Origin of the sequence: Chryseobacterium sp. B21-037 (assembly GCF_028570785.1) — a bacterium.
Taxonomy (GTDB): Bacteria; Bacteroidota; Bacteroidia; order Flavobacteriales; family Weeksellaceae; genus Chryseobacterium; species Chryseobacterium proteolyticum.
Window position 1 is genome coordinate 844,245 of the sequence record NZ_JALGCB010000001.1, and the last position, 23,649, is coordinate 867,893.

General features: G+C 37.6%; 19 protein-coding genes. 9 read left to right on the plus strand and 10 right to left on the minus strand.

Annotation, left to right across the window (positions count from 1 at the left end; all coding sequences use genetic code 11):
• The first annotated feature begins 90 nt into the window (after positions 1-90).
• On the plus strand, positions 91-1,065 hold the full coding sequence (locus MTQ00_RS03520; protein ID WP_273647767.1) for a T9SS type A sorting domain-containing protein: 975 nt from the start codon (positions 91-93) through the stop codon (positions 1,063-1,065).
• An 81-nt stretch (positions 1,066-1,146) separates the two neighbouring features.
• Here the strand turns inward: MTQ00_RS03520 and MTQ00_RS03525 are convergent, their stop codons facing one another.
• The 4 genes from MTQ00_RS03525 to MTQ00_RS03540 form a co-directional block, all read right to left on the minus strand.
• Positions 1,147-1,776, minus strand: a complete 630-nt coding sequence (locus MTQ00_RS03525; protein WP_273647768.1) for a response regulator transcription factor — start codon at positions 1,774-1,776, stop codon at positions 1,147-1,149.
• Between the two features lie 11 nt (positions 1,777-1,787).
• Complete coding sequence (locus MTQ00_RS03530) at positions 1,788-3,791, minus strand: sensor histidine kinase (RefSeq protein WP_273647769.1); 2,004 nt, start codon at positions 3,789-3,791, stop codon at positions 1,788-1,790.
• Positions 3,792-3,946: 155 nt separating this feature from the next.
• Positions 3,947-4,558 carry a DUF2306 domain-containing protein gene (locus tag MTQ00_RS03535; protein WP_273647770.1) on the minus strand — a complete coding sequence of 204 codons (612 nt, stop codon included), beginning with the start codon at positions 4,556-4,558 and terminating at the stop codon, positions 3,947-3,949.
• A gap of 198 nt (positions 4,559-4,756) precedes the next feature.
• A complete protein-coding gene (locus tag MTQ00_RS03540; RefSeq protein WP_273647771.1) occupies positions 4,757-5,800 on the minus strand; it encodes an AraC family transcriptional regulator in 1,044 nt (347 codons plus the stop codon).
• A gap of 375 nt (positions 5,801-6,175) precedes the next feature.
• Between MTQ00_RS03540 and MTQ00_RS03545 the strand changes: the two genes are divergently transcribed.
• The 5 genes from MTQ00_RS03545 to MTQ00_RS03565 are packed head-to-tail and all read left to right on the plus strand — an operon-like array spanning position 6,176 to position 12,015.
• On the plus strand, positions 6,176-7,159 hold the full coding sequence (locus MTQ00_RS03545) for an L-histidine N(alpha)-methyltransferase (RefSeq protein WP_273647772.1): 984 nt from the start codon (positions 6,176-6,178) through the stop codon (positions 7,157-7,159).
• A 20-nt stretch (positions 7,160-7,179) separates the two neighbouring features.
• Positions 7,180-8,352: an ergothioneine biosynthesis protein EgtB gene (egtB, locus tag MTQ00_RS03550; RefSeq protein WP_273647773.1), complete on the plus strand. Its 1,173-nt coding sequence runs from the start codon at positions 7,180-7,182 to the stop codon at positions 8,350-8,352.
• 9 nt (positions 8,353-8,361) lie between these two features.
• Positions 8,362-9,276, plus strand: coding sequence for an ABC transporter ATP-binding protein (locus tag MTQ00_RS03555; RefSeq protein ID WP_273647774.1), 915 nt, complete (start codon positions 8,362-8,364; stop codon positions 9,274-9,276).
• Positions 9,276-10,841 (plus strand): ABC transporter permease/substrate-binding protein, encoded by a 1,566-nt coding sequence (locus MTQ00_RS03560; protein ID WP_273647775.1) that lies wholly within the window; start codon positions 9,276-9,278, stop codon positions 10,839-10,841. Before MTQ00_RS03555 ends, MTQ00_RS03560 begins: the two co-directional genes overlap by 1 nt.
• Before the next feature lie 4 nt (positions 10,842-10,845).
• Complete coding sequence (locus MTQ00_RS03565; protein ID WP_273647776.1) at positions 10,846-12,015, plus strand: MalY/PatB family protein; 1,170 nt, start codon at positions 10,846-10,848, stop codon at positions 12,013-12,015.
• A gap of 50 nt (positions 12,016-12,065) precedes the next feature.
• On the opposite strand, the gene MTQ00_RS03570 is transcribed toward MTQ00_RS03565, so the two are convergent.
• From MTQ00_RS03570 to MTQ00_RS03585, 4 genes are all read right to left on the minus strand, one after another.
• The gene (locus MTQ00_RS03570) at positions 12,066-12,311 is read right to left on the minus strand and encodes a redox-active disulfide protein 2 (protein WP_200245706.1); all 246 of its coding nucleotides are present in this window, start codon (positions 12,309-12,311) and stop codon (positions 12,066-12,068) included.
• Positions 12,312-12,372: 61 nt separating this feature from the next.
• On the minus strand, positions 12,373-13,059 hold the full coding sequence (locus tag MTQ00_RS03575) for an alpha/beta fold hydrolase (protein ID WP_273647777.1): 687 nt from the start codon (positions 13,057-13,059) through the stop codon (positions 12,373-12,375).
• Positions 13,060-13,063: 4 nt separating this feature from the next.
• Positions 13,064-15,640, minus strand: a complete 2,577-nt coding sequence (locus tag MTQ00_RS03580; RefSeq protein WP_273647778.1) for a phosphatidylglycerol lysyltransferase domain-containing protein — start codon at positions 15,638-15,640, stop codon at positions 13,064-13,066.
• A gap of 117 nt (positions 15,641-15,757) precedes the next feature.
• Positions 15,758-16,144 carry a Fur family transcriptional regulator gene (locus tag MTQ00_RS03585; protein WP_172283402.1) on the minus strand — a complete coding sequence of 129 codons (387 nt, stop codon included), beginning with the start codon at positions 16,142-16,144 and terminating at the stop codon, positions 15,758-15,760.
• A 90-nt stretch (positions 16,145-16,234) separates the two neighbouring features.
• On the opposite strand from MTQ00_RS03585, the gene MTQ00_RS03590 reads away from it, so the two are divergent.
• From MTQ00_RS03590 to MTQ00_RS03600, 3 genes are all read left to right on the plus strand, one after another.
• Positions 16,235-16,573, plus strand: coding sequence for a MerC domain-containing protein (locus MTQ00_RS03590; RefSeq protein WP_273647779.1), 339 nt, complete (start codon positions 16,235-16,237; stop codon positions 16,571-16,573).
• Between the two features lie 6 nt (positions 16,574-16,579).
• Positions 16,580-17,782, plus strand: a complete 1,203-nt coding sequence (locus MTQ00_RS03595) for a GTP-binding protein (RefSeq protein WP_273647780.1) — start codon at positions 16,580-16,582, stop codon at positions 17,780-17,782.
• A gap of 97 nt (positions 17,783-17,879) precedes the next feature.
• Entirely contained in the window at positions 17,880-19,295 is a 1,416-nt protein-coding gene (locus MTQ00_RS03600) for an alkaline phosphatase (protein ID WP_273647781.1), read from the plus strand.
• 173 nt (positions 19,296-19,468) lie between these two features.
• On the opposite strand, the gene MTQ00_RS03605 is transcribed toward MTQ00_RS03600, so the two are convergent.
• Together MTQ00_RS03605 and MTQ00_RS03610 are read right to left on the minus strand one after the other, a co-directional pair.
• Entirely contained in the window at positions 19,469-20,464 is a 996-nt protein-coding gene (locus tag MTQ00_RS03605) for a phytase (RefSeq protein ID WP_306612903.1), read from the minus strand.
• A 44-nt stretch (positions 20,465-20,508) separates the two neighbouring features.
• Positions 20,509-23,319 (minus strand): TonB-dependent receptor, encoded by a 2,811-nt coding sequence (locus MTQ00_RS03610; RefSeq protein ID WP_273647783.1) that lies wholly within the window; start codon positions 23,317-23,319, stop codon positions 20,509-20,511.
• Positions 23,320-23,649: the final 330 nt, after the last annotated feature.

The window sequence follows — 23,649 nt, forward strand, 5'->3', positions numbered from 1 at the left end:
AGGGTAAGAGCTTGTAACCATATTTTCGCTGGATCTGGAATTCATTTCATGGATTTAACAGTATATATTTTAACACCAAACAATAATAAAATGAAAAAATTAATCTGTACTTTTTTATTTTTAACAGGGTTGAGCATTGCGGCACAACCCACAGTGACGAGAGCGGCACTTGATAAAATTAACATTACCACTGATGTTTATCATGCCAATGTTTCGGCATCTTTGAATCCGGGACCTTCCGGAGCCGGACAAACCTGGGATTTCTCATCTTATGTAGGCACACCCGTAATCAGTACTAAACTATATCCGTGTCCGGGGCATGCTAATTGTTCTAAATTTCCAACGGCCAACAGAATAAGCGAATTGGTAGGAGGAAGTACTTACGATTATCTTCTCAATAGTGATACGGAAGCCACAACTATTGGTAATTACAGTACACCGGGAGATGTAATGATGACCTATACTGATCCCTTGATCAATTACAAATTTCCTGTTAATTACCTTCAGGAATTTACAGATACTTATCAGATCAATATTCCTGGTACGGTAGAGAACGGACAGGAAAACTTTAAAGTAGACGGATATGGCACTGTGATAACACCTAACGGAACTTTTCAGAATGCTTTGAGGATTAAGAGAGTAAGAACGGCAACCCAAACCAGCGGCGGAGTATCTCAGGACTATCATAATGAATCGTATCAATGGGTCACTGAATCCAACGGACCAGTTCTGGTAATTGCATTTAATACATTTACAACTAACGGACAAACCACGACCCAGCCTTCATTGGCATATTTTTCACCGTCGTCTACATTATCTACGATAGATATGGATAACAAAAAAGATGAGATTGTGATTTATCCTAATCCGACATCAAAATTCATCACAATAAAATCTAAAGATGACATTAAGAATATCAGTATTATCAGCCTAGATGGTAAAGTTGTTCAGAAAACACAGAATTCCGGAATGATCGATGTTTCAGAGCTGCCTAATGGAATATATGTGGTTCAGGGAGAATTAAAAAGTGGGAAAATTATTTCGAAAAAAATCAGTAAACAGTAATTTTTTTCATTTTTTATGATGGAAAGGTACTATCCGCTTTGGATAGTACTTTTTATTTTATGTGGAGATCATTTCCTTTTGTCAAAGTCCGTTTTCTTTTGCAAATTTTAAAAGTTCAACCACATTACGGACCTCACATTTGTTCAATAAATTTCTCCGGTGAGTTTGTACTGTAAGATAGCTTAGGAAAAGGATATCTGAGATCTCCTGTGTCGATTTACCTTCCGATACCAGCTTTAGAATTTCTTTCTCCCTTTGGGTTAACCTGGGAACCGATTTAAGATCATAAATACTGGTCTTTTCAACAATTGTTTCAATTTCTGAGCTAAAAGCCATTTCTCCGGATACAGCCTTATTAATGCAGGATTTGAATTCTTCGAGTGACGCATTTTTTAGCAAATATCCATGTGCTCCGTTTTTGATCATTTGTAAAATAATGCTTCTTTCGGACTGGCTGCTCATTGCCAATACGATGATTTTAGGATGTTTTTTTTTTATTTTCAGGCACAGATCGATGCCATTGATGTCCGGAAGAAATACATCCAGCAGAACAACATCTGCTTTACCAAGATGCTCATAATTGAGGAGCGCTTCACCGGTATTAAAGCTCTGGACAATTTCCACATCATCTGATTTCGAAAAAAGCATTTGCAGTCCCTCAGCGATAATAGGATGATCATCAACAATAATTGTTTTGTAGGGTTTTGTCATGATGGGTGCAGTTAAATGGATAATTCAATATTAAAAGTAGTAGGATGATTTGCAGAAGATTGGATGTCTATTTTTCCATTAAAAAGTTCCACTCTGCTTTTTAGATTTTTCAATCCCTGCCCTGTAAAGTTCTTGATTTGACTGGTATCGAAACCTTTACCATTATCTTCTACCGTAATGAAAAAACGGGATTGATTCTGGCTGCAGTCCACCAGGATTTCTGTACAGGATGAATGTTTCAAAGCATTGTTCAGTAATTCCTGAATAATTCTGTAAATCATAATCTGAATATTTTCCGGAATATCAGACCGGATCTGATTGGCCTGGAAATAAATACGGATGTCATCGGTTTCCAACATATGGCAGAGGTCATTTAATGCATGTTCCAGACCTAATTTGAGAAGCGTTTCCGGAATAAGGTTAAAAGAAATCTGCCGTAATTCAGTAATTGAATTGTTCAGGATTCCATTCATATTTTCAATTTCATCCTTCGATGCAGGTCCCGAAGAACTGCTTATCTTTAAAAATCTGGTTCTAAGGGAAGATAGCATACTTCCCACGCCGTCATGGAGGTCCCGGGCTATTCTCTTACGTTCATCTTCTTCTCCTCTGATCACCGCCTGCATGACTTCTATTTCCTTCTGATTTTTTAAGCTTTCCAGGTTTTGTACATAATTAAGGGACTGTTGGGTGGCTATTTTCTTCTGATTTTTTGAATTGATCCAAAGGAAGATAACAAGTAATAACAGAATAACCGAAACCGCAACCAGCAAACCATAGTAAAGTTTATTGTTCTGTGCAACCAAACGATCACGTTCGCGTTGAGCTTCAAGCTGGCTGATCTTCTTCTCATTTTCCGCCCGGTTAAACTTGGCTTCAAGAGCTGCTATTTTTTCCTGATACTCACTCAGGTTGAGGCTGTCATTGATCGTATTGTATCTGGACAGGTATTTATAAGCATTTTTGGTATCCCCCAGACTTTCAAAGGTCTGCGCCAGTTCCTTGGTATAGTTTCTCTGGTCAAGGGCAAAATGGGTCGTGCTTCCTATAAGATCCAGCAGCAGGTTTTTAGCATCTTCGAGCCGGTTCAGAGCTTTCAGGGGTTCATATTTGGAAAACTTCAGTCGATTGGTTAAAAGGATATCATGATGGAGGGTACTGTTTACAATCCCTTTATCATAACTTTTTAAAGCATTATTAAACTGTCCGAGTCTGTAAAAATAAAAGCCCTCAGCTGTATAATAGCTACCGTTGAGATTAGAATCCGGATATTTTCTAATGATATTGTATGCGATATCAAGAGATTTTTTAGCCTCCGCCAACATATGAAGGCGGCTTTTGTTTTCAGCATCTATAATATAGATGTCGGCCTTTGTTTCCTGGTAAGTATATGTAGATCTGGAGGCCTGTTCAATATATTCCTTAGCGGTTTTCAGGTAGCTGTCTGCCTTAATCCTTTCATCATAGTTCATGAAAATGGTTGCAACGGATTTGTAAAGAATACTCAGAGTTTCCAGATCGTTTCCTTTTTTACCCGTAGGGATGGCTTCATTGATGAGAATTTTCATCCCTTCCAGCTCATTGTTCTGTAAAACTTTGATAAGAGATATGTTTTTCAGGATAAAAGCCTGTAATGAATATGAGTCCTTGGTTTTATATTTCCTGAGCTCAGTAAGAGCAAGGTTGAGCTGCTTACCATAATTGTCAAAATCTCCCTTGCTTACTAATCCTGCCGCATTATAATAAATAGCCGCAGCTTTTAAGAAAGGATATTTGAGTGCTATCTTATTGGCAGTAAGGAGATATCTGTCAGATAGCTCGTTCTTTTTACTTCTTCTGAATAGATCGGCCAGCTTAAAACTGTTTATTCCTCGTATGCTGTCTGACTTGGTTGTCTGTATAACATGAGTAAGGCTGTCGATATAAGGACCATCATCATCAAGGGTGTAAAACCTTTGAGAATAAGAAAAACTGAAAGTGAAAGATACCAGTAACAGGAGTAATTTTCTTTTCATACGTATAAATTGTGATCTTTGGTGCAGCAAAAATAAAATTCTTACTTATACAAATATACATTTATCACCATTTAAATGGTAGATACTTAAGTGCAGTTCGTGGATTTTTATCTGGTTAAACAACTCAAGCCTTCATGAGACATCTTTTCAAAACATTATTGATTCTGCAATGAGTGAGTTTTATTAATATAATATGCTACTAAGAGATTTGGAACCCAGCATAGCCAGGCAACAATAAGGTAGGATATATCTGGTGTCCCTATAGCTATTTTTAATAAAGGCATCCACAGTCTTAGTGTTACTGCTGCAAAAGTACAGGCATAGCTATAGGTCATCAGTTTCTGATGCTGTAAAACATCACCTCTTTTTATCTTTAAAAATGCGGCAACGGTTGTAGAAAACCAAATCATTCCCAGGCTTATAAAACCTAATGAAGAAATAATTCCTCCATTAGCAAAGAAGCCAATATATATACCCGATACTGAGCTGATAATTACTGAGAATATATATGTTTTACCTATTATTCTGTGTAAAACTTTATGCTTATTCCTAAATGTTGCCCCAAACTGTCTCCATCCAATAAAAAGAGAGATACCCCCGAAGATTATATGGCTAAAGAAAAGAGCTCTCCAGACTGTATCATGAACAACTTCAGGAAGCTTGGTTTGTAAAAAAGTATGTTTGTGATCAACAAAAAGATAAATTAAAGGATATAGTCCGATTAATAATGCAAAAATAACCAGGATAACGAACAAAAATATTTTCATAGTAAAAGAGCTTGAGTTAAATGGCTTAACAATAGGGTGTTAAATGTTGTTTTTTTAGCAAAAGTGCGGATTGTTAAAAAAATAAATGCCCCAGAATGTAAGGTGGAACTAATTTCATACACATAAAATAACTGATTGAGCGGATTGTTTTGTGGAAGTCGAATAATTATTTTCTTTCTAACCTCTAACCTCTAACCTCTAACCTCCAATCTCAAGATTCTGCTCCTTTAAAAAGTCTCTCGGGGAACAATTCATATATTTTTTAAAATTGCGGTTAAAAGCAGTTTTGGAATTAAACCCACATTCAAATGCCAGTGAAAGAATAGTGAATTTTTGATTTTCCGGAAGGATAGCGATTCTTTTAAATTCTTCAATCCTTTGTATATTGATGTAATCGTAGAAGTTTTTGTCTTCAATGGTATTGATAACCTGAGAAAGAGTATTGGGATGTACTTCGATACTGCCGGCCAGTGTAGCCAGGTTTATTTCGGGATCTTTGAAAAGTTGTTCAGATTGCATTTTGGAAGTCAGCCTGGTGTAGATTTCCTGGATTGAGGCTTCGTTTAAAATCGATTTCTGATATTTAATCTGTTGATTTTCATTAGGCGGTGTGGTATCATCTTTTTCAGTATCTTTTATTTTTGGCTCTGGTAAATTTAAAATTCCTGCTTTGGTAATTCCGAAATAAGCCGCCAGTAATATAAAAATTACAACTGAGGTAAATGTGATTCTGTCATCTTTAAGGATAACTAAGATCCAGATTACAGCGATTCCAAAAATAAGGTAATATACCCAGTTCAAGTTGATCCTTTCAATGTTAGAATACTGTTTTGCAATACTGTCTTTGTATTTTTTTAATGATCTGATACTAAGTATGATATATGTAATTCCGGAAATATAAATAAGTATATTGATATTTTCTCTTATGTTTTGATACCTCATTCCGCCATTATGATAAATTAAAATCTTATCTTTTGTCGAAAGTAAATAGAAATCCCACAAAATAAGATACACGACCAAAGGAGGAATGAAATGCAGAATCCTCAGATATCTGCGATTGTTTTGCTGAGTAAGCGTAAGGACATATACATAAAGCATAGGTCCATGTATCAAAGGAAGAGGAATCTCTAATCCCAATAAATAGGGAGTAGTAATATTGTTTTCGGAAAAATTTAAATAAAATAATGTCAAATGAATCCCAATGATAAAGAACCATAATGCCAAAAGGTAATCTGCCATCATTTTCCTTTTCTTACCTAAAATGAGAAAAGAAGAAAAATAAGCAATAAAGATTCCTGATAAATAGAACATGTTACAATACCAAACCGAGTAATGACCAAAAATAAAATATTAAAATCATATTTCTGAGGTATATTTTATTTAACGGACATTTTTCAGGGTTGGGAGTGAATAACCTGCTATTAATAAGAACTTTTTAATATGAATTTTGACTTTTAAATTTTCATAATTTTATTAAAAAGATGGAAAATAGAATAGCTAAATCAAAATTTAAGTGTACATTTAATTATATTGAATGCGCCAAGCAACTACTTTTATGAAGAGTAATGAGGAGGACGGTAATTTGTAGTGCTTACCGAACTATAATGAAAACGTAAAATGAACTCAAACACCAATTCACAAATAAAAAACAATCACAATAAGACCGGAAATTTTTTCCTCGATGTAAAAAAAGGACTGGATAGCAATCCCAAAAGATTATCTTCAAAATATTTTTATGATGAAGTAGGAGACCGGCTTTTCCAGAAGATAATGGCAATGCCTGAATACTATCTTACCCAATGTGAGCTTGATATATTTCAAAATAAAACAGCCGATATCGCTAATCTGATAGGTTTTGACAATACTCCTTTCGATCTGATCGAACTGGGGGCAGGTGATGCTATGAAATCGACCTATCTTCTTAAATATATGATAGATAAGGGGTTGGATTTTACTTATATGCCCATTGATATTTCAGGTAATATTTTATCTGTCCTGGATCAGAAATTAAAAAAGGAGATACCTGATTTAAAAGTTACCCAGCTCGAGGGAGAATATTTTCAAATGCTCAATAAAGCGGCCTCGCTTTCCTCAAGAAGAAAAGTCATTTTGTTTTTGGGAGGGAACATCGGTAATATGGAACTCGAAGAGGCTAATGCATTTTGTATAGGATTGAAAGATCACTTGAATCCCGGAGACAGGATTCTGATAGGGTTTGATCTTAAAAAAAATCCTCACACCATCTTAAATGCCTATAACGACGCCACCGGTATAACAGCAGCTTTTAACCTTAATCTTCTTACGCGTATCAATAAGGAACTTAATGCTGATTTTAATATTGAGCAATTTCAGCATTATCAGACGTATGATCCTGTAAGCGGAGCATGCAGGAGTTATCTCGTGAGTCTGGCCGATCAGGTGGTAAATATAGATCATACGGAGATTATATTTAAGGAAAATGAACTGATAGATATGGAGGTTTCACAGAAATTTTCTGAGGCCGATATAAAAGAATTGGCAAAGAAAACGGGCTTTGAGATTGACGGAGAAATTAAAGACTCGAAGAAATGGTTTATTGACTCCGTCTGGAAGTTTAAATAAATAATAAAAAATCTAAAAAGATGATAGCAAATCCTAAGATTATTGATGCCGTAACGACTTACAGGAATATTCGCAGCCATTCGTTGGCTATTTGTGCTCCTCTTGAGACTGAAGATTTTGTCGTACAGCCTATCGTGGATGTAAGCCCGCCAAAATGGCATTTAGGACATACCACATGGTTTTTTGAAACCTTTATTCTCGTTCCGAATTTTCCGGGGTACACTGTTTTTGATCCTCAATATAATTTTGTATTCAACAGCTATTACGAAACCATAGGAGCAAGAGTCATCCGTACAGACCGGGGTAATTTGAGCCGCCCTTCAGTGGCAGATGTGTATCGCTACAGGGAATATGTGGACCGCCAGATGACTGCTTTTCTTCAGAGTGAATTTATGAACCCTTCCATTGAGCCGCTTTTGGAGCTGGGACTCAATCATGAACAACAACACCAGGAGTTGTTGCTTACGGACATCAAATATATTTTAGGTCACAATCCTCTTTTCCCGGCGTACCGGAAAGATAAGGAAGAGAGCAAGGAAATAGTTCTGACCGGTGAAATGATCAGATTAAGTGAAGGGGTGTATGAAATTGGTTTTAATGGTAATGGCTTTTGCTTTGATAACGAACTGGGAAGACATAAAGTATACCTCAACAATTTTGAAATAAGTGACCGTCTGGTTACCAATGGCGAATATCTGGAATTTATAAATGACAACGGATATAGGGATTTCAGACATTGGCATGCAGAGGGTTGGGACTGGGTGAAACAAAATGAGGTGAAATCACCGCTATATTGGCATTGGATCGATGAAAAATGGATGTATTATACCTTAGACGGTTTACAGGAAGTAGATCCTGACGAAGCGGTTTGTCACATCAATTTCTATGAAGCTTCAGCTTTTGCAGCATGGAAAGGAATGCGTCTTCCAACCGAAGCGGAGTGGGAGGTTGCTTCCGTACATTTTCAGTGGGGAGAAAGGTGGGAATGGACGGGAAGTGCTTATTTACCATATCCCGGATTTAAAAAAGAAGCGGGTGCCGTAGGCGAGTATAACGGAAAGTTTATGGTCAATCAAATGGTTTTAAGAGGGGCTTCCGAAGCTACACCGAAAGGGCATAGCAGAAATACATACAGGAATTTCTTTCATGCAAGTCTTCAGTGGCAGTTTACAGGAATAAGATTAGCGAGATAAGTCCTGCCTATGATTAAAGTAGAATCACTCACCAAAAAATTTGATGACCGGATTGCCGTTGATCATATCTCTTTCGAAGCACAGGATAAAGAAATTCTGGTGCTTCTCGGAACAAGCGGTTGTGGAAAAACCACAACCCTGAAAATGATCAACCGTCTGATAGAAGCTGATTCTGGTGATATCTGGATTGACGGACAAAATATTCTTGAAAAGAAACCGGAAGAACTCCGCATGCATATTGGCTTTGTTATGCAGCATGCCGGGCTTTTTCCTCATTATAACATCCGCCGGAATATTGCTGTGGTTCCCGAGCTGCTCAAATGGGAGAAAAAGAAGATCAGAAGCAGAACGGAAGAACTTATGGAAAAGCTTCACCTGCCGGAAGAACTGCTTTCCCGTTTTCCCCAGGAATTAAGCGGCGGACAGCAGCAACGGGTCGGGATCGCAAGAGCTTTAATAGCAGATACCCCAATATTATTAATGGATGAGCCTTTTGGAGCATTAGATAATATTACTAAAGCGGATATTCATTCTGAATTTAAATCATTAGAGGAACTTAAAAATAAAACCATTATTCTTGTTACACATGATGTACAGGAAGCCTTCGAGCTGGGGCAAAGGATCTGCCTTATGAATGAAGGAAAGATTGTCCAGATCGGAACTCCCAAGGAAATGCTCTATCATCCTGCCGGGGATTTTGTGAAAAATTTCTTTGCAGAAAACAGGCTTTTGCTTGAATATAAAGTTGCCACGCTGGATAATATAAGTCCTTTTCTTGAACAGAACGAAAGTTTGAGGGAAGAATTTGATAGAAAGGAAAATGTGTGGAATATTTTACAGAAACTCAGTGCAGATAAAAGCTATTCGGATCAGTACGAAAAACTGAGCGAGGCATTTAACCTTTACAGAAAAGCACAGGCATAATGACACAGCAGAACCTCTGGCAATTTATTGCCGAACAGCAGGATAAACTTCTTCTCCAGATTATACAGCATCTTGGGCTTACTTTTGTATCATTACTCCTGGCAATAATTGTGGGTGTTCCGTTAGGAATATTCATCGCCAGAAAGAAATTATTTGCCAACCCTGTCCTGGGAACTGCCGGTATACTGCAAACCATTCCGAGTATAGCTTTACTTGGATTTATGATTCCTGCCTTTGGCATCGGGGCTACTCCAGCCATTGTAGCATTACTGATATATGCCCTTCTACCAATTATACGGAATACCTATACTGGAATTACGGGAGTAGATCCTTCGGTTGTAGAAGCTGCCCAGGCAATGGGAATGAACAAAAAACAGCTCTTGTTCAAAGTAGAGCTTCCATTGGCAATGCCTGTAATCATTGCAGGAATAAGGACAGCCGCAGTAATCAATGTAGGTGTGGCAACTTTAGCCTCATTTGTTGCGGCAGGAGGATTAGGAGAATTTATATTTGGAGGAATCTCCCTTAATAATACCAATATGATTTTAGCAGGAGCCATCCCGGCTGCGTTACTGGCTATTATCCTGGATCAGCTGATTGCTGTTTTACAGAAATCCGGCTATAGGAGGCTTCGTAAGATGCTGTTCATTATTCCCATAGTTTTGGTTATTATTGGAGGTGTATATGTGTTTAATTCCTACTCCGGAACCAAGCTTAAAGCAGGTTTTACGCCTGAATTTATGGGAAGGCAGGATGGAGATATTGGCTTGAGATCAGTATACGGGCTTAATGCCAAACCACTTATTGTAAGTGATGCCATTATGTATAAAGCAGCTTACGATAAGGAACTGGATCTCATAAGTGGATATTCTACAGACGGAAGGATTAAAGCCTATGATCTGTATGTACTGGAGGACGATAAAAAAATATTTCCACCGTATTTTGCCGCACCCATTATAAAGACAAAAACATTACAAAAGTTTCCGCAGCTGCAAGAAACGCTCAATTTGCTGGCAGGAAAATTCAATGACTCTGTCATGACGGATCTTAATTATCGGTCTGATTACCTCCACCAAACCCCGGAAAAAATTGCAAAGGACTTCCTGAAGCAGCATGATCTTTTCAAAAATTCCCGAAAAGGGAATGGAGGGACGGTGCGGATCGGCTCCAAAATTTTTGGAGAGCAATATATTCTTTCAGAAATGTATAAGATGCTTATTGAAGGCAATACGGATTATAAAGTAGAAACCAAAACAGGCTTGGGAGGAACGAAAATTTGTTTCGATGCATTAGTTAATGATGCCATTGATTTCTATCCTGAATATACGGGAACAGGCGTTTTGGTCCTTTTAAAACCTTCGGAAACAATTTTAAAAGAGGTGAGCCCAAGTCCTGAAAAAACCTACAACTATGTAAACGCGGAATTTAAAAAACAATATGGTATAGAATGGCTTCAGCCTTTAGGGTTTAATAATTCCTACGCCCTGATGATGCGACGGGAACAGGCCCGGCAATTAAACATAAAAAATATTTCAGATCTCAAAAACTATCTAGATACTCCTTAATTCAATGACTTATAATTTCGACGAAATAATCTCCAGACGAGGCACCAATTCCATCAAATGGGATTCTGTGGCAGATGATAATGTACTCCCCATGTGGGTGGCTGATATGGACTTTAAAACCCCTCCTGAAATCATAAATGCTCTTTCACGGAAAGCTGAACAGGGAATGTTTGGATATAGCTTTACTCCCCATGCACTTTATGATGCAATTATCAGTTGGTGGGAAACAAGTCATGAGGTCAGTTTAAAAAAAGAATGGCTGCTTCCTGTTCCGGGAATGATTCCGGTAATTTCTGCTATTGTAAGAACATACCTTCAGCCGGGAGATCATATTATAGTACAATCACCTGTATACAACCATTTTTTTTTACTGATTGAAAATTGCGGATGCCATGCGGTTGAAAATCATCTGATCTACGAAAACGGAAACTATCAGATTGATTTTGAAGACCTCGAAATGAAGGCTTCAGACCCTCAGAATAAAATGCTGCTGCTTTGTAGTCCCCACAACCCTGTAGGAAGAGTATGGACAAGACAGGAACTGGAAAAAATAGCTTCAATATGTTCGAGACATAATGTGATGGTTATCTCTGATGAAATTCACGCCGATATCGTGTATAAAGAAAACAAGCATGTGCCATTTCTTTCTGTAGCGGAAGATTATGATCTACTTTCTGTAACCTGCGGTTCTCCCTGTAAAACATTTAATTTGTCCAGCCTGCCTGTGTCATATGTTATTACTAAAGATCAGGAGTTTAAAAAACAAATTTCAAAAATATTATCCGTACAGGAGACTTATGGTATCAATCCATTTGCGGCTGAAGCTTTAATTGCTGCCTATACACATGGAAGGGACTGGATGGAGGAATTAAAAGAATATTTGTATAATAATTATCTGTTTTTAAAAGATTTCTGCAAAGATCATTTACCCAATATAACCATTGGCCTATTACAGGCGACCTACCTTGTATGGCTGGATTGCCGGATTTTGGGTAAAGGATCTGAAGAACTTTCAAAACTCCTGTTTAAGGAAGAAAAATTGTGGCTGAATCCGGGAACAATGTATGGCAGTTCCGGGGAAGGTTTTTTGCGAATGAACATTGCCTGTCCCAGAGAAGTTTTGGAAGAAGGTTTAAAACGGTTTGAAAAATATATCAATAAGAAACGGGATTAACTTATATTCCTATTTTAAAAGCCTTTCAATAATTCTGGAAGGCTTTTATTTTATAGATTTCTATCGGCCTTTTCTTTTTTAAGTTGCTTCCATTTATTAATATTTACAATTAAAATAGGAACCAGAGCGATAGGAATCACGGCCAAAGCACTGAATTTGTGTTTGAATGTTAGAAAAAGATTACTAAAGAATAAAAGTGGAATAGCAACCATAAGCAAAATGGTTATTGCTTTTGAATTTTTTTCCTGATTAATGAGTTCCTCATTGGTGTATTCTGTTATTGGTTTATTTTTCATATTATTTTTTGTTGATGACTTCAAGGTTATTAATTTTTCCAACCGGTGCGGTCGCTGTATTTTATAAATTAAGATTGATAAAGTTGGCCAGCATCTTCGTATTATTTCCGTAATGATGGTTTCCCGGAATATGTTTCATCTTATAATTACTACCCAGCTTTATTTCATAATACGGAAAATGGGCAAATTCAAAATCACTTACAATAAGCAGTACAGGAACTGTTCCCATTTTGTTGATCTCCGGGATGACCTGTACACTTCCTTTGGGCTCAACTCCAAAATATTCATCCAGGTGAATCTGAAAGTCATTGCTTTTGGAAGGCCCCATAATAAATACTTTTTGGATCTTGCTTTTCAGATCAGGAGTAAAACGGTTATATACAAATGGAGTTACATCAGCACCAAATGAAAACCCAAGAAGAACTACTTTTTGATTTTTCCGTCCCTGCAATTGCTGGTTGATGTAATTCTCTATATCTCCGGAAGTTTGTTCCGGTGTTTTTTTATTCCAGAAGTAAGCCTTCGTGTCCAAAGCAAACACATCATACCCTAATTTGTGGAGATCTGTACCCAGGCCTTTTGTAAAAGTATTAAAGCCGGCGTCGCCACTGATGTAAAAGATAACAGGTTTGTCGGTGTTTGAATTCCATTCCGTTATTTTGAAGTCATTATCTTTTTGACAGCCTGAAAAAATGATCAGTAGGGATAATGATAGGAGATTGCCGAATTTTCGTAGTCTATTCATCATTTTTCTATGGTTTCATCACTTTATTTAATGCCGTTGGTATCTGGAGCAGTTCAAAATCACTGTTATAAACAAGATACTGATCTTCCCAGAGACTGGCATATTTCTCTTTAAAGTTTCGCAGTGTTTGATAATGTTTAAAGCTACCGACCCTCTGATATGCAAACTTCATGATATCCTCAGCCGTATTATGGGTCTGTTGTATCCCTGCCATTGGAGTCATTCCCATGTTTATGTATTTCAGGTTTTTGCTTTTGGCATATTCTACAAGTTTTACGATCAGTACATCAGTACTGCCGTTGGGAGCATCTTCAGTTTTTCTGATCATATCATAGCTGCACTCGTCAGGAGCACAATGGGGAATTATATTCAGAAATGCAACGCATCGTCCGTTATTATCAGAAATGGTAATAAGATCCTGGTTTCTTACCGTATCGCGATCAAACATTCCCTCTGCAAAAACAATTTCCTTTTTATCAAATTCCCTGAGCCATTCATCAGAAACACTTTGGATCTGGTCTATAGTTTTATCATCCTGAGGCGCATATCGTATTTCCGTAATATAACCGGACTTTTCAACCGCATTGATGCCATTCCTGATCGTCTTTTTATCTTTTCCTGTAAGCGTAAAACCTTCAGCATCCAGGATGGCATCCTGACCGATAAACAATTTTTGTTTTTTTAAGGGATTAAAATAAATAATACCACTTTCACTCACTCTGTAATAGCAGGTTTTTAAATTGTTTTTCTTACAGAACAGATCGAATTCCCTGATCAGGTCTGTTTTGTGATGTTCAGCGCATACGGGCTCTTCGAGAACAACTGCAAATCCATTCGCCGTACGAAAAGACACAACCCCATTAATTTCTTCAGAAAAATAAAACTCCTTTTCTTTGGCCAACTTAAAATAATCCAATGAAGATGTTCCGAATTCTTCTATCAGCTGTTTAGCGTTAATGGCATTTTCTTTCTCATCTTTCACGACCCAGGAATGAGTTCTGTAAAACGAAAGAATGAGCACCAACCAGGAAATTACCCCAAGAATATAGTTAAGGTTCTGGAAATCCCGTGCAAATCCGGTAAGAGGGGTAAGTCCCGAATCTTTGAACAGCAGGAATGTGTACAATGTATAATAAAGGGCTTCTTTCTTTGTAAAATCAATGCCGAAATGGGATTTACTGATAAAGTAAAAGCTGAAATAGTTGAAAATAAGGATAATGGTGAATATTCCTAAAAACCAGCTGAAACCTCTTTGTAAAGAAACGATTTTAGTCGTAAAGATATACTCCTTTCTGCTGTACCAGAGAAGTCCCAAAGTAAATGCAGAAAATAAGGCCTCCTCATAGTCAAGTGCTTTAGACAAATTAAAAATAATGGATACTATGGTGAGTACTACTGCAAAATACCAGGCTCTTTTATATCCCCGGAAAAGATTAGCGGAGGTTACAAGCAGCAAGACCCCGGAAATGAGCGTGATCATTTTGGAAATATGGATCAGCTCCCAGGGCAGATACCCTTTCAGGATGTGTAAACGATCCGTAAGGGCTGGAGTAATTACCGAAAGGATATTGATGATGCCCAATAAAAAAATCATAACTACAGGTAAAATACGGGCCAATAGTTTCCGTCCGCTCCATAGGTAAGCAAAAATCCCAAGAACCAATGGAATCCAGAATTCAAAAAAACGGTAGAGCAGAGTAATGCCTAAACCGTCAGCGTGGCTGTATCCGAAGTTCGTAAGAATATAGGTAAGCGAAAACTCCACGGCTCCCAAGCCACGGAGGAAAGGGGAGACGATCATCAGTAGAATCGAAACAACATACGATATCGCTGCAGCAGAAAATGATGCCGGAACTCCGAAAGCATACATGGCAATCAGGAGATGGAAAACACCACAGAATTCAATAAGTACTGAAACTAAAATAGTGATCCAGAAATACTTTCTGTCGATTTCATTATTGAATATCTCATCTATGGAAGCAATGAATTTAGGAAATTTCCGATCCAGAAACTGGTAGAAGGAATTTTTCTTACGGAACGAAACGAATACTGAATAACTGCCTAAAAGAATAGCAGCCAAGACAATAATCCCCACCCAGCTGTCATTGAAGCTTTTATTGATCAGGACTGCGTAAGCAATTAACGGGATTCCTACGATCATTACCGTTAGTAATCCTACAAATCCATAAATTGCACTTGCCTGATGGATCTTGGAGGATTTATATCCTTTTGTTCTGATATTCCTGGGAAGGTATGCCAGCGAGCTTACACCTCCGGCAGGAAGAAATACACTGAGAAAGTTTCGTTTTAAAAATAAAACGGTGGCATCAGATATCCCTACATTCAGTTGGGTTGCACGAAAGCTCGTTACATACATTAAACCTTGGAGCAGGACATAAATCAATGTTAAAAGTATACCTGTCAGAACCCAGCTTAATTTTGAGTTTTGCAATTGAGGGCCTATGGTTGCGAGTTCGTGTCTTTCACTGCGGAAAAATACGAAGGCCAGTAATAAAATAATAACTGCCAGAAATTCTTTCCAACGAACCAGCCTGAAGATTTTTGAAAATTTTATGTTTTTCATATTCGTGATATAGAACCCTTTCATGTATTTTTTACGCTGAAATGTCCTGAAATCAAAAATAAATAAAAAACGTGTAGCAATTCACAGATATTTTACTTTATTTAAAGTAACCTGTTGTTAGTTCTGATAGCATTTCGGACAGATTCCACTTACCACAAAATTGTAGCTTTTGGCAACAAAGTGTTTAGGGAGTGTTATTTCAGGAACCACATTTTCTATGCATGTTACAGACAAGCATTTTTCACAATTAAAGTGAATATGATTATGAGAGTGATCATTTTCTGTGCAATGATGGCATTTTGCGTAATTTACAACACCATCCACATTAACGATCTTATGGATTTTTCCTTCCTCTTCAAGACGGTCGAGCACGCGGTAAGTGGTAACACGGTTGCACAGATCCCCGATTTTTTCCTGGATAGCAGTGTGAGATAATGCGCTGTCAGAGCTATTAATAATGTTTAATATTTCTGTTTTGGCCTGGGTGTTTCTGACTTGTTTCATGATTTTATTGCAACTTTGTTGCATTAATTAAAATTAATATCTACATTTGCAACAAAGTTACGATAAGTATTTTAAACTTAAATATCATTTATGAAATCAAAAATTTTAGATGCAGTAGGTATTTCCGCAGCGGTTTTATGCCTGATTCATTGTATTGTCTTTCCTTTACTGATGATCGTTCCCCTTGGAATATCCCACAATCCCTATATCGATCTGGCGTTTCTGCTCATCGGAGCCATCGTAGTTTATAGAGTCACGAAGAAAATCTCAAAAACATGGCTGAAATGGTGGTTTTGGATCTCCATTCTTTTAATCTCCGTGTCTGTATTGGTAGACCTGATTTTTGAAATCCATATTCCTTTAATATATGTTGGAGCTGCAGGTTTAATTGCAGGCCATATTTTCAATTTTAATAATCATCAACATTAACCTATTATGGAGAATAAACTTCCCGTAACCGTGCTCAGCGGATTTCTTGGTGCCGGAAAAACGACATTACTGAATCACGTTTTACACAATAAAGAAGGTTTAAAAGTAGCGGTAATCGTTAATGATATGAGTGAAATCAATATCGATGCACGCCTTGTAGAAAATCAGGGTACATTATCCCGTACAGAAGAGAAGCTGGTGGAAATGAGTAATGGCTGTATCTGCTGTACTCTTCGCGAAGATCTGATGATTGAAGTAGAACGGCTGGCAAAAGAGAAAAGATTTGATTATCTCTTAATTGAAAGCACCGGTATCAGTGAGCCTGTTCCAGTAGCACAAACTTTTACCTATGCAGATGAGGAAAACGGGATTGATCTTTCCGCATTCAGCTATGTAGATACAATGGTTACTGTAGTGGATTGCTTTAATTTTTTTAAAGATTTTGGCTCCAACGAGTTATTAATGGACCGCGATCTTACTGATATGGAAGGTGATTTCCGTACGATCGTAAATCTGCTGACGGATCAGATAGAGTTTGCCAATGTAATCATATTGAATAAGACGGATATGGTAAACTCAGAAACTATTGGCTTTTTAAAAGCAACCATCGGAAAGTTGAATCCTGCTGCAAGGATTATCACTTCTGAATTTGGGAAAGTAGCTCCCGGGGAAATACTGAATACTCATTTATTTGATTTTGAAGAAGCCCAACAATCTGCCGGATGGCAGAAAGAGCTGGAAGCAGAACATCATACTCCGGAAACTGAAGAATATGGAATAGGATCATTTGTTTTCAGAAACAAAAAGCCATTCCATCCGATGAGGTTATGGACCTATCTGAACGAACAATATCCGGAAGGTGCTTTACGGGCAAAAGGTTTATTCTGGCTTGCTTCACGTCCTGATGACGCATTGAACTTTTCGCAGGCAGGCGGTTCTTTCCGTCTTGAAAAAGCAGGAGTATGGTGGTCCAGTATGCCTATGAGCAATAGAGTGCAGTATTCTTCATTTCTGCAAAATCAGGAATTTATAGAAAGCCGGTGGGATAAAAACTGGGGGGACCGCATCAATGAATTGGTCTTTATCGGGCAGAATTTAGATCAGGAAAAGATGATGGCAGATCTGGAGTATTGTCTCTTAACCGGAGATGAAAAGAAAATGTTTGATGAATCTGTAATTTTTCAGGATCCTTTTCCGCAGAATATATGATCAATTCTGTTAAAATTAAATTTACAATTAATTAATGCAACATTGTTTCATTATTAAATTTTAATTATCTATATTGCATCGTGAAATGTTAATGAAAATGAACAGACGAAAGTTTCTAAAAGGTTCGGCATTGCTTTCCGGATTGTTTGCAATTAATCCGGTTAATGTTCTGGCCACCGAACCTGCTGTAAAACCCAAATCCTACAAAAAAGCTAAGAATATCATTTTTATGGTAAGCGATGGAATGAGTTCCGGAACACTGGCGTTAGCGAACCTGTATTCCCAGAATATCCTTGGGAAAAGTGGAAACTGGATCAATTTATATAAAGAAAATAAAGTATCCAGAGCATTGATGGATACTGCCTCTGCGAGTTCAATTGTTACCGATTCTGCTGCTGCAAGCTCATCTTTCGGTGGTGGGTTCAGGGTAAAGAATGGCGTACTAAATATCGGCGCTAATGGTGAAAAATATGTTCCCATCTGGCAGAAATTTAAAAAAGCGGGTAAAAAAACAGGATGTGTCACTACTGTAACCATTACCCATGCCACACCTGCCGGCTTTTGTATCAATTCAGCCAGCAGGAATGCCGAGCCTGAAATTGCGGAAATGTATGCTGAAATAGGATTTGACGTGATGATGGGGGGAGGAGATGAATTTTTTAATCCCGCGAAAAGAGAAGACAAAAAAGATGTATACGGTTTGTATAAACAAAAAGGATATCAGATTCTAAAAAACCGTTCGGATCTGCAGAATATCGATAAAAGCAAACCGGTATTAGGAGTATTCAATACAGGAGCACTACCTTATTCAATTGATAGGGCTAATATAGCAGCTTTACAATCTACACCAACAATTGCTGAGATGGCAAAGACGGCAATAGACCAGATGAAAGATCATAAAGAAGGTTTTGTGCTTCAGATTGAAGGAGGTAAGGTGGACTGGTCTGCACATGCAAATGATGTTGCGGCACTTATCCATGATCAGATTGCTTTCGAAGAAGCTGTAAAAGTAGCTGTTGATTTTGCTGAAAAAGATAAGAACACATTGGTTATTATCACCACAGATCACGGCAATGCCAATCCGGGAACAATTTATGGCGCGGATGCTACCCGAAACTTCAATACTATTGCCCATTATAAATTCACCAATGAATATGTCCTGAATGCAATCCATCCCGATTTTAACCTGCAGCAAACGAAAGACTGGATCTATGAGACCAACGCCATAAGCCTGGCTGATGATGAAGCTAAAAGTCTTTTAAGTTTCTACACCAGTCTTGATAAAGAAGGTGGGTTATATAATTATAAAAAGCTTCCCTTTAAACTGTATTCGGAAATTCAGAAAAAGCATAATTCTGTTGGCTGGATCAGCATGGATCACTCGGGTGATTATGTGGAACTTGCCATGTTCGGGCCGGGAAGTGAACTGCTAAAACCTTTCGTAAAAAACACAGATTTACATTATATCATGCTTGAAGCCACAGAGCTTTCAGCACATACCGGTAAGCTTTGATCTTGCGGTATCCGGATTTCAGAATAAATATTTTTTTTTCATATTTATATCTTTTGGTGGAAAGAAGCCTTTACGTAATAGTAAAGGCTTCTTGTTTTTCTATATTAAAAATAGATTTCAACCGTGGTATTTCAATGATGAATATATTTTACATCAGTTATCCATACTGAAAATCAGTTCTTTATCTGGCTTTTAATTCTATCTTCAATCGTTCTCCAGTCATACAGATGAAAAACCTTTCCGTTGCTCATTGCTACAAACATCCCTTTTGGAAACTTTGGACCAAGGTTTACGTTTGTAACCTCCGAACCATCGCTTTCACTGGTTGAAACCGGAATTTCTGCAATCTTTCCTTTTGACGGATTTTCCCTCATATAGACGTTGAAAGTATCTTTTTGCTGGTTGGAAACAAGGATATATCCATTCTTTGAAGAAGTAGGGTAGATGGAAATTCCTTCCACATCAGATGTGAAATCACCCTTTCCGAAAACCAGAAGTTCCTCATTTCCTTTAGATGGATCTGCATAATACTGATGCACCCCGAATTGTTCATCAGAATAATAAATATATCCTGCTTCATCATCCACCGCAATGCTTTCTATTTCTTTCAAGCCACTGTATTTTCCAAACTTCCGTACAACCTCGCCCGTAATTTTCCCTTCTTTTTCGGTTAATTTATATTGCCACAAATAGCCATCTGCCGGTCCGGATTTTCTTCCGACAACAGCAAAAAAATCGCCTGTTTCAGGGTTTTTATAAAGAGAAATTCCCATGGGAGATCGCTCTTTTTCACCATCAAAAACAGGGAATGCACCAACTTCCTTTAATTCAGGAAGAGAATAAAGTCTAACTGTATTCGTTTCCCTTTCTGTAACGGCAGCAAAATCTATTGTATTTCCGTGTAAATAAAATCCATATTCGAGATCTACATTATTCGGACGTTTTAAGCCCGTAACTTTGTTAATGATCTTTCCATTCAGGTCGAAAGCATACAGCCCGCCATTGGTATCCTTATCGGTACCTATGATAATGCTTTTTGAAGCATCTTCCGGATTGATCCAGATAGCCGGGTCATCGGTATCATAACCGACCTGTTCTGTAATAACAGTTGGTTCTATTTTTTTTCCCAATTCATTTTGTCCTGCACAATTAATGAGCAAAGGTAACATGATGAGAGCAACACGTGTATTTATCTTTATCATTCTGTATAACATTAAAAATCAAACTTTACACCCATCGTAAACCGGGGCCTGTAATATTCTACCTGAGCTGTTCTGCTTTGAATTCCCTGATAGTACCTTAACGGCTGATTCGTTAAATTATTGGCTTCAGCAAATACTCTCAGCTGGCTGGTAATTTTGAATGAGGCATTTGCGTCAAGGAACAACTGCTTGTCATAATAGCGGTCATCGAACGAATTTCCACCCAGTTCATCAATATAAGAAGATGCATAATTCATAGAAACCCTTGCTGAAAAACGTTTATTTTCCCACGACAGAGATCCGTTGAACATGTGGGGAGCTGCTCCCGGTAATCCTACATCTGTTCTTTCCACACCTTCTTCGTTCGTAATTCCTTTGGCTTTGGATTTAGTATAGGTATAATTAACATATACTCCAAGACCCTTCCAGAATGCCCCCGGAATAAAGTCCAGCTGTCTCTGTAAAGCGACCTCAAAACCATAGATGTCTACATTATCTCCATTTCTTTGTTGCGTAAATCTCCAGTTACTCTCCCCGTCAGGAATAGGATTGGTCTGACCTGTAAAATCTTGTGAAAAATCCGCCGCTGTATAGTTTTTTCTGGAATAGGTATAAATAAAGTCTTTCAGGTTTTTATAAAAGACACCTCCTGAAAGAATCCCCACTGATTTAAAGTACTTTTCTGCCATGAAATCGAAATTATACGCATATGTTGCTTTAAGATTTGGATTTCCTGCAGATATCAGCTCATCTGCCGAAATAACGTTTAAGAAAGGTACGAGTGCATAATAATTAGGACGTGCCAAAGCCGTAGTAAAAGCAGCCCGGAAAACAAGATTCTGTTCCGGAACATATTTGAAGGAAATATTAGGTAAAATATTAGTGTATGTGTTTTTATTATTGATCTTTCCTACAAGATTTTCTTCATCCATTACATAGTTTCCTGTATAATCAATTGTGGTCGTTTCAAGACGCGCACCGGCAATCATAGAGAATTTGTCACTGAGATCCTGATCCCATCGGATATATCCGGCATATATATGCTCTTTTGCACGGTAGTTACTGGAAAGGAATTCTTCCGGCTTAAGTTCTCCTTTAAATAGATTGGGATTAAACAGATCCAGTCCTCCCATGTACGACGTACTTACAAAAGCCCCCGGAACATAATTACCCGGCTGAAAGTTATAACCATCAAAATAGGTAGTTGGAACCGTTAAAAGACTTCCCAAACTGTTAAGCGGTTCAAAAGCATAATAATCATTTTCTCTTTCTTTTTGTTTTATACGTAAACGCGCTCCCACACGTAATCTTCCTTTCTGATCCTCAATCACAGAAAGTGGGAAACGTAGATTTACTTTTGCTCCGAATTCCTTTTCCTGGGTGAAACTGTTGGAATCAGAAAGATCACTTAATTTATAACTCCCGAGATTATCTGATGTTGCAGGATTGATCATTGGTCTTTCCGGATCACTGAGGTCACTCAGGAAATTTACGTTTTTACGTTCAAACTCTATATGTCGTTCATGAGGCTTTTTTTCACTGGCGGTAGCATAATTCATAGACCAGTCCAGATCAATTTTGGAACCCAGGAGATGTTCTCCTCTTAATGCATAGTTCTGAACTTTCTGTTTTTCAAGACGCGTATTATCGTTAGCAGTATCTCCACCTTTATCTTGTCTCGTAATACTTCCGCTCCATCCTGTGATTTCAGTTTCATCCGTATTATACACAGGTTTTATTTTGTAGCCCAAAGCATACCTGTTTTCCTTATCATTCCTGAAATTATACATTGCAGAAGCATAAATTTTGTTTTTCGAATTGAATTCATAATCCATATTCAGGTCAAAACTATGTCGTATACGATGTTCATTATAATAACGAACTCCCATTTTACTGACATAGGCTGTCTTTGCAATATCTTCGGCAAGGCTCCAGGTCGGTTCTATATTATCCGATCCGAAATTGTTATTATTATAGGAAAAACTAAAAACGGCACCCAGTTTATTATTCAGAAATCGGTTTCCATATACGAAGCCTGCGGTATAATTTCCCTTTTCACGAATCGGATTGTATCCGCCTGCTAATGTTGCGGAAATTCTTTGCCCGTTAGGTGAAGCTCTTGTAATAAGATTTACAGATCCACCTATTGCATCCGCATCCATATCCGGCGTCAATGTTTTGTTGACTTCAATTGTTGCAATCATATCGGACGGAATCAGATCCATTTGAACATTTCTGTTATCACCTTCTGCAGATGGGATACGGTCACCGTTTAAAGTCACCGAATTCAGATTGGGAGCGAGCCCTCGGATGATAAGATTTCTTGCTTCCCCCTGGTCATTCTGTATCGTAATTCCAGGAACTCTTTTCAAAGCATCCCCAATATTGGCATCCGGAAAACGCCCAATCTGATCAGAAGAGATTACATTGGTAATATTGGCATTATTCTTTTGTTTATTCAGGGCTCTGGCCTGGTTCCGTAAAGTGGCCCCGGTTACCACAACCTCTTTAATCTGGGTTTCTTTTCTGGTAAAAATGATGTTTTGTCTGGTGTTTTTATCTGCTTCCACCACAATGTTGTATTCATTACTGCCATATCCCATATAATCTACCTTCATTGTATAATTTCCCGCAGGAACATTCAGGAAAACAAAATTTCCATGCTCATCCGATGTCGTATAAATGTTTCCAGGTGCAAGGGAGATCTTTGCTCCCGGTAATGTAATTTTCGAATCATCATTGATATTTCCGGAAACGGTCCCGGATTGTGCATAAAAATAGATGGATGCACACAATAGAACAGACGTTAAAATTTTCTTCACTTTAGTATATTAATTCTCAGTGTAAAAATAGGTTCTAAAGCTTGGAACGGGCTGAAATTAAGATGAACGTTGCTTTAATAAATTATTAATAATATGTGAGTTTTTATGTTTAAATTTTAATGTAATTATAAACAAATAAAGTTGTTTTTTAATTAAATGGATAGGACTTGAACTAAAAGCATATGGAATGTCTTACAATGAAATATGAGAATGGTTTTTATATTAAAATGTGAATTAACTAAAAGAAAGAAAAAAAACTAAAGCACGATAATTTCTATTAAATTTGTATTTGTCTCTATTTGAGACAATAATTACATTGTAACAAATAAT

Coding starts and splice junctions, on each gene's coding strand:
- MTQ00_RS03520 (WP_273647767.1), top strand. CDS start 91: ATGAAAAAATTAATCTGTACTTTTTTATTTTTAACAGGGTTGAGCATT.
- MTQ00_RS03525 (WP_273647768.1), bottom strand. CDS start 1,776: ATGACAAAACCCTACAAAACAATTATTGTTGATGATCATCCTATTATC.
- MTQ00_RS03530 (WP_273647769.1), bottom strand. CDS start 3,791: ATGAAAAGAAAATTACTCCTGTTACTGGTATCTTTCACTTTCAGTTTT.
- MTQ00_RS03535 (WP_273647770.1), bottom strand. CDS start 4,558: ATGAAAATATTTTTGTTCGTTATCCTGGTTATTTTTGCATTATTAATC.
- MTQ00_RS03540 (WP_273647771.1), bottom strand. CDS start 5,800: ATGATGGCAGATTACCTTTTGGCATTATGGTTCTTTATCATTGGGATT.
- MTQ00_RS03545 (WP_273647772.1), top strand. CDS start 6,176: ATGAACTCAAACACCAATTCACAAATAAAAAACAATCACAATAAGACC.
- egtB (WP_273647773.1), top strand. CDS start 7,180: ATGATAGCAAATCCTAAGATTATTGATGCCGTAACGACTTACAGGAAT.
- MTQ00_RS03555 (WP_273647774.1), top strand. CDS start 8,362: ATGATTAAAGTAGAATCACTCACCAAAAAATTTGATGACCGGATTGCC.
- MTQ00_RS03560 (WP_273647775.1), top strand. CDS start 9,276: ATGACACAGCAGAACCTCTGGCAATTTATTGCCGAACAGCAGGATAAA.
- MTQ00_RS03565 (WP_273647776.1), top strand. CDS start 10,846: ATGACTTATAATTTCGACGAAATAATCTCCAGACGAGGCACCAATTCC.
- MTQ00_RS03570 (WP_200245706.1), bottom strand. CDS start 12,311: ATGAAAAATAAACCAATAACAGAATACACCAATGAGGAACTCATTAAT.
- MTQ00_RS03575 (WP_273647777.1), bottom strand. CDS start 13,059: ATGATGAATAGACTACGAAAATTCGGCAATCTCCTATCATTATCCCTA.
- MTQ00_RS03580 (WP_273647778.1), bottom strand. CDS start 15,640: ATGAAAAACATAAAATTTTCAAAAATCTTCAGGCTGGTTCGTTGGAAA.
- MTQ00_RS03585 (WP_172283402.1), bottom strand. CDS start 16,144: ATGAAACAAGTCAGAAACACCCAGGCCAAAACAGAAATATTAAACATT.
- MTQ00_RS03590 (WP_273647779.1), top strand. CDS start 16,235: ATGAAATCAAAAATTTTAGATGCAGTAGGTATTTCCGCAGCGGTTTTA.
- MTQ00_RS03595 (WP_273647780.1), top strand. CDS start 16,580: ATGGAGAATAAACTTCCCGTAACCGTGCTCAGCGGATTTCTTGGTGCC.
- MTQ00_RS03600 (WP_273647781.1), top strand. CDS start 17,880: ATGAACAGACGAAAGTTTCTAAAAGGTTCGGCATTGCTTTCCGGATTG.
- MTQ00_RS03605 (WP_306612903.1), bottom strand. CDS start 20,464: ATGTTACCTTTGCTCATTAATTGTGCAGGACAAAATGAATTGGGAAAA.